Below are 5,831 nucleotides of genomic sequence, written 5' to 3' on the forward strand. Positions count from 1 at the left end.
TGTTGAGATACCGGATAAAACAGGTCTTTTTTTGAGAGTTTAAGGCCTGTTTTTTTTGCATGACGTTCTTTTCTTACATCAAACTCAGGTTAAACCACAGTCATCAACCACCAACTGTCCATCTCTGACTTGAGTCGACTATAAACTATGAATCTTAAAGGTTAAACCACGAACATTGAACTTCTCCTATTTGATTTAATGTTGAGAAACTTTAAATTCATTTTTGATCACCCAAATAACACCCCCATGGAAGAAACTAAAGAACAACTACAAAAGCAGATCGACCAACTGAACGCTCAACTCACTGGCGACATGTTTGCCGATATGGACATTAAAGACCAAATTCACAATCTAAAAATGAAATTGAACGGTGTGAAGCCTATGGATTCTAAAATAGATTGCGTAGGTTGTGGTAGTTAATATGAACGACACACCATCTTCAACCTTAACTTTAGAGCCTCTATGGGCTCTTTTTTTATTCGTTTTCCTAAGCTGTAGCAGCCCGGAAACCCAAGGTATTGACACCAATATTCCATCTCAGGACGCCCCTTACCTAATGGTGCTCGGTGTGGCACAAGACGCGGGCTATCCGCAGGCCGGATCGAGACAAGAATTTAAACTGATTGAAGAAGGGCTAAGAGCAAAACAGTATGCTGTATCGCTTTGTCTGGTAGACCCGCAGCATAACAAACGCTACCTTTTCGAAGCCACTCCTGATTTTCGGGAACAGTTAGAAATGGCCGATAAGGTTTCGAAGCCCACACAATATCCTTTCGATGGTATATTTTTAACTCATGCACATATTGGCCACTACACCGGGCTCATGCATTTGGGTAGAGAAGTAATGGGTACACGAACCATTCCGGTTTACACCATGCCTAAAATGACTGCCTTTCTTCAAGAAAACGGACCCTGGAGCCAATTAGTTAGTTTAGAGAACATAGCTCTAAAACCCCTGTCAGACTCCACAACAATCTCGTTGAGCAACAGTATTTCTGTAATGCCTTTCACTGTTCCCCACAGAGATGAATACAGCGAAACTGTAGGCTATCAAATAAAAGTTAGTCGCAAGAGCCTTGTTTTTATTCCTGACATAGACAAATGGAACCGATGGGATGTAGACATTCGAGAAGTGGTTAAGGCCCACGATTATATACTTATTGATGCCAGCTTCTATAAAGATGGAGAACTTGAAGGTAGAGACATGAGCCTGATTCCTCACCCTTTTACCACTGAAAGCATGGAGCTTTTTAAGAACCTATCAGATGCTGATAAGGCTAAGGTGTACTTTATCCACGCGAATCACACCAACCCCATTCTTGATGTCAATAGCAGGGAGTATAAAGAGGTTGTACAGGCAGGTTTTCATGTAGCTAAGCAAGGGCAGATATTTCGGTTTTGATAGTTTAGCCGTCCGACCGCTTTGAGCGGTCGGACGGCTGCGCAGGCGGTGAACAAAGCTGAGACTAATGGCAAGGCAATTCCATCAACTTTATCTCAATAGCTAAGAAAATAAAGCTCTTCATCAGAGTCCCATTCTGGAGACACTGATGGTGATGAATCAGATACTTGAGGTAACCATATAAGAAATTTGAATTAATTTTATTTATTTTTTCACTTATAACTTGACTTTACCCTCTCCACTACTTTACTTTAGTCCTATCTTAAGAAAAGGAACTTCATACTTTAGCTAAAAAAATTGAAGAACGAGCACACACAATACAACTCTCAGCCCCGTATACAACTGTCTTTGTATTTCTGCTCAAAAAACAGGAGGATGCCGAAAATGCCTGATCCAAATGAGTAGGCTTTGTTTAATTCATAAGAAAATGAGAAAAAGTTTATTAGCGTTATTTTTAACACTGGCGGCATTTAGTTCAAATCTACAAGGGGCTTGTACGCTCGACCCAAATAATCCAAATGGGCGATGTTATATTATTTTTGAATTTGATGAGAATGACGAGATTGTGCCTGTTGACTACACATGTCTTGAATCTATAGCAGAAGACGGCTATCCACATCATTACAACTGCAAAATTTCTATCACTTAAAAATTCGAGAAAATGAGAAAAAATATAAATCGCTCTTTAACAATTCTAATTTGTTCAGGGCTATTGACTTTTAGTTTAGCTGCGGGAACTTGTACCTTGGCAGTTAATCCATTGAATAATGGAAGTTGTCAAACTGAATATGAAGAAGATGAAGATGGCAATATGATTTTAACTGATGCTTGGTGCGAGAAGGAATTTGTAGTTATTGGAGGGTATAACTGTATCGTTGCACCATATTAATTTTCAACTTTTATTGAATTAATGAGTCATTAAGACTCATTAATTCCTCTTAGTATCATGAAATATTTAAACCTACTGACCATTATAGTTATCCTCTTGTCATGTGATTCAAGACAGGACAAAAGTTCAGTTCCGCAGAAATATTTAACAAATATTGATCTACTTGAGAAAGGTAGTATGTATCTGCTATTAGATTCAGAGACTACACCAAATATCGGTGAGACTGTTATTTATAAAGCAGACTCTTCTAATTATTTGGTGTTTTTCAATAGTAATAATTACATGTTCTATTTTTATAATCTGAAAACTACCAATTTAGAAAAGAAGATTAAATTCGACAAAGACGGGCCAAATGGTCTTGGAAGCAGAATTGCTTCATTTCTTATAGAAGATGACAAATTTTTAATTCATAGCTATTATTCTAACGAAATTTTAACTGCTGATTTCAATGGTAATGTCCTAAAACGATTTAAAATTGATATTAAGTCCGATGAAATATACCCAAATAGCAATCGTAAAATGCCATTGACTAAAATAAACGATGTTTACTTCCTTTATACTGGACAATCTTGTAACAGTAAGAACATCAAGGAAACAAAAAGCGCTCTGTTACAGATTACACAAGATGGTCAAAGACTTTTAGCTGAATTCCCTGAATTATATTCTTTGGAGTCCGATGCACATTATTGGCCCTCTGGGTTTTGTGATATTTCATTCACTAAGGGTTCAAACAACCAATTATATTTCAGCTACACTCTTGACAAAAACCTTTATTCAGTATCAGACAGTGATCAAATTGTACAATCTCATCAGATTTTAATGAACGACATTGAAATTGATGAAAGCCCTGTTCTTAAAAAAAGCTTTGATCAAGACCCGAGACGTGAACAGAGTAAAATTTTCGCACGCACGAGGTTTAGTAGTCTATATTATGATGAATATAGGAAAGTATTTATACGAAGGATAGATGAACCAATCATTGAAAGAAGCAATGGCAAAATGCAGTCTTCATCGAAACTGCAAATCATTGACGAAAACTTCAATATTTTAGGCTACTCAGAAATTAAAGGGAAAGATCACTTTTTCTTTACAGACAAAGGAATGTATCAAATTATATTCAGTACTCAAATGGAGGATAGCTTGAAAATCAAACACTATGAATACAGTTTCTAATTATTTAACAGTCTTTTTATTATTAATACTCACAATCTCTTGTTCATCAAATAAAAATCAAGAGGTCCAATCTGAATTGGAACATCTTGTGAACAATCAAGGCTTTCATGGGCTAACAAATAAGCAATTCATATTAGTTATACCTAGAACTGGTTGCACAGGATGCATAGACACAGCGGAAGAATTCGTCATGAATAGTTCTAAGCAATATTCACATAGGCTCAATATTTTATTGACAGACATTATTTCAATGAAAACTTTAAAAATCAAATTTGGAGAAAGTATAAATAATCAATACTGGTATATTGACTCAGACGATGTATCAACGGGGCTACTGAAATCTACGATTTACCCCTTTATTATCGAACTAATTGACAACCGGGTTATTAATTTAGAATTTGTTTCACCAGAAAACCCTCATGCAATTTTAAACTTAGAGGCCAAGCTAAACTACTAATCCAATGAATCATCTCCTTTGATTTAAATTTAATACGATAAAATTAGAGCTTAGAGACAATTTCAACAAAAAAGCGACCTCTTTCGAAGTCGCTTTTTATTTCATGCTTGAAGGATGAATTATCCGATCGCTACTCTTTTGAAAGCAGTTACTGTCATGCCTTTGTTCACAGAGTCTAAGTACTGCTGAACAGTTTGCTTAGGATCTTTCACAAAAGACTGGCTCAACAAAGTGTTCTCCTGGAAGAACTTGTTCAGTTTACCCATCGCAATTTTCTCGATGATGTTTTCCGGCTTGCCTTCCTGACGAGCTTGCTCTTTTCCAATCTCAATTTCTTTGTCAATAATCGACTGGTCAACACCGTCTTTGTTCAAAGCAACGGGGTTCATAGCGGCAATTTGCATACCTACATCCTTACCAGCATCACTTACATCGTTACCTCCTGTGCCAGAAAGTGCTACCAAAACACCTAACTTACCATTAGAGTGAATGTAAGAAGCCACTTGCTCACCAGTAATGGTTTCATAAGCCGAAACTTCCAGCTTCTCACCAATCTTGCCAATGTACTCAGTCACTTTTTCCTGTACGGTCAACTCACTAAGGCTAAGAGCGTTAAGTGCAGCAATATCAGCAGGCTTATTGGCCATAGCAGCATCAGCGATCTCATTACCCAAAGACTGGAAATCATCATTTTTAGCCACGAAATCGGTCTCACAAGTAAATGAAATTAAGATAGCTGAAGACTTATCTTCGCTTACTCTTACAAATACGCTACCTTCTTTGGTTTCTCTGTCGGCTCTCTTCTCAGAAAGCTTCTGACCTTTTTTACGAAGGATTTCAATGGCTTTGTCAAAATCGCCATCTGCTTCTACCAATGCCTTTTTGCAGTCCATCATTCCGGCACCGGTCATTTGTCTTAGTTTGTTAACATCTGTTGCTGTAATAGCCATTTTATGAATTTTTATGATTCTTATTTCGGTTAAAACAAAAATTGAACATCGAAGCGAATTCAATGTTCAATTTGTATCAAGATTTTATCACTAATGAATTAAGCTTCTTGAGAATCTGTTTCGATCTTCTCCTGCTCTGCCTTTTCTCTTTCTCTCTCCTCTTTGTCTTGCTTGCGAGCCGACAAACCTTCTTCGATAGCCTTACCAAATGCTTTGGTAATAATTTCTATAGACTTAAAGGCATCATCGTTACCAGGAATCGGGAAATCTACCGAGTTAGGGTTAGAGTTTGTATCACAAAGCGCGAATACAGGTATACCCAACTTCTTGGCTTCAGAAACAGCAATATGCTCTCTCTTTACATCGATTACGAACAATGCAGCAGGCAATCGGGTAAGATCGGTAATACCACCTAACAACTTCTCCAGCTTAGCTTTCTCACGAGTTTTCATGAGACGCTCTTTCTTAGCCAGGGCTTTGTAGGCTTCGTCTTTCATCAACTTGTCTATACCGGCAAGTTTTTTCAAAGATTTTCTGATGGTGGCAAAGTTGGTAAGCATACCACCCAACCATCTCTCAGTAACGTAAGGCATGTTCAATCTCTTGGCTTCCTCAGAAACCAAAGCTCTGGCTTGTTTCTTAGTAGCCACGAACATTACTTTTCTTCCTGATCTTACGATGTTCTTAACAGCATTTGATGCTTCTTCGAGGCTGTCAAGGGTTTGGTTTAGATCGATGATATGGATTCCGTTCTTCTCCATGAAGATGTACGGAGCCATTCTCGGATCCCACTTTCTCGTTAAGTGTCCGAAATGAACACCAGCATCAAGTAAGTCTTTGTGAGTTAGATTAGACATTATATACTTTAAAGTTTGTTCAGATTAACGTTTCGAGAACTGGAACGATCTTCTCGCTTTTGGTTTTCCGTACTTCTTCCTTTCAACAACCCTACTATCTCTT

The 5,831-nt window shown here is 37.6% G+C and carries 9 protein-coding genes; 6 read left to right on the forward strand and 3 right to left on the reverse strand.

Annotation, left to right across the window (positions count from 1 at the left end; translation table 11 throughout):
- The first annotated feature begins 246 nt into the window (after positions 1–246).
- The 6 genes from B3763_RS02820 to B3763_RS02845 all read left to right on the forward strand — a co-directional run bounded on the left by B3763_RS02820 (position 247) and on the right by B3763_RS02845 (position 3,921).
- Complete coding sequence (locus tag B3763_RS02820) at positions 247–420, forward strand: hypothetical protein (RefSeq protein ID WP_189631623.1); 174 nt, start codon at positions 247–249, stop codon at positions 418–420.
- Position 421: 1 nt separating this feature from the next.
- Entirely contained in the window at positions 422–1,402 is a 981-nt protein-coding gene (locus B3763_RS02825; protein WP_286743460.1) for an MBL fold metallo-hydrolase, read from the forward strand.
- Positions 1,403–1,829: 427 nt separating this feature from the next.
- Positions 1,830–2,051 carry a hypothetical protein gene (locus B3763_RS02830; protein ID WP_286743463.1) on the forward strand — a complete coding sequence of 74 codons (222 nt, stop codon included), beginning with the start codon at positions 1,830–1,832 and terminating at the stop codon, positions 2,049–2,051.
- A 12-nt stretch (positions 2,052–2,063) separates the two neighbouring features.
- Positions 2,064–2,291: a hypothetical protein gene (locus tag B3763_RS02835; RefSeq protein ID WP_286743466.1), complete on the forward strand. Its 228-nt coding sequence runs from the start codon at positions 2,064–2,066 to the stop codon at positions 2,289–2,291.
- A 57-nt stretch (positions 2,292–2,348) separates the two neighbouring features.
- Positions 2,349–3,464, forward strand: a complete 1,116-nt coding sequence (locus B3763_RS02840) for a DUF4221 family protein (RefSeq protein WP_286743469.1) — start codon at positions 2,349–2,351, stop codon at positions 3,462–3,464.
- On the forward strand, positions 3,448–3,921 hold the full coding sequence (locus B3763_RS02845; protein ID WP_286743471.1) for a hypothetical protein: 474 nt from the start codon (positions 3,448–3,450) through the stop codon (positions 3,919–3,921). Before B3763_RS02840 ends, B3763_RS02845 begins: the two co-directional genes overlap by 17 nt.
- 119 nt (positions 3,922–4,040) lie before the next feature.
- Here B3763_RS02845 and tsf read toward each other — a convergent pair whose 3' ends face one another.
- The 3 genes from tsf to rpsI all read right to left on the reverse strand — a co-directional run.
- Positions 4,041–4,871, reverse strand: a complete 831-nt coding sequence (tsf, locus tag B3763_RS02850; protein WP_286743473.1) for a translation elongation factor Ts — start codon at positions 4,869–4,871, stop codon at positions 4,041–4,043.
- A 98-nt stretch (positions 4,872–4,969) separates the two neighbouring features.
- Positions 4,970–5,728, reverse strand: a complete 759-nt coding sequence (rpsB, locus tag B3763_RS02855; protein WP_189631620.1) for a 30S ribosomal protein S2 — start codon at positions 5,726–5,728, stop codon at positions 4,970–4,972.
- 24 nt (positions 5,729–5,752) lie between these two features.
- On the reverse strand, positions 5,753–5,831 hold a 79-nt coding region (gene rpsI / locus B3763_RS02860; protein ID WP_286743477.1), incomplete at its 5' end, for a 30S ribosomal protein S9.

It is taken from the genome of Roseivirga sp. UBA1976 (genome assembly GCF_002336325.1).
Lineage (GTDB): Bacteria > Bacteroidota > Bacteroidia > Cytophagales > Cyclobacteriaceae > Roseivirga > Roseivirga thermotolerans.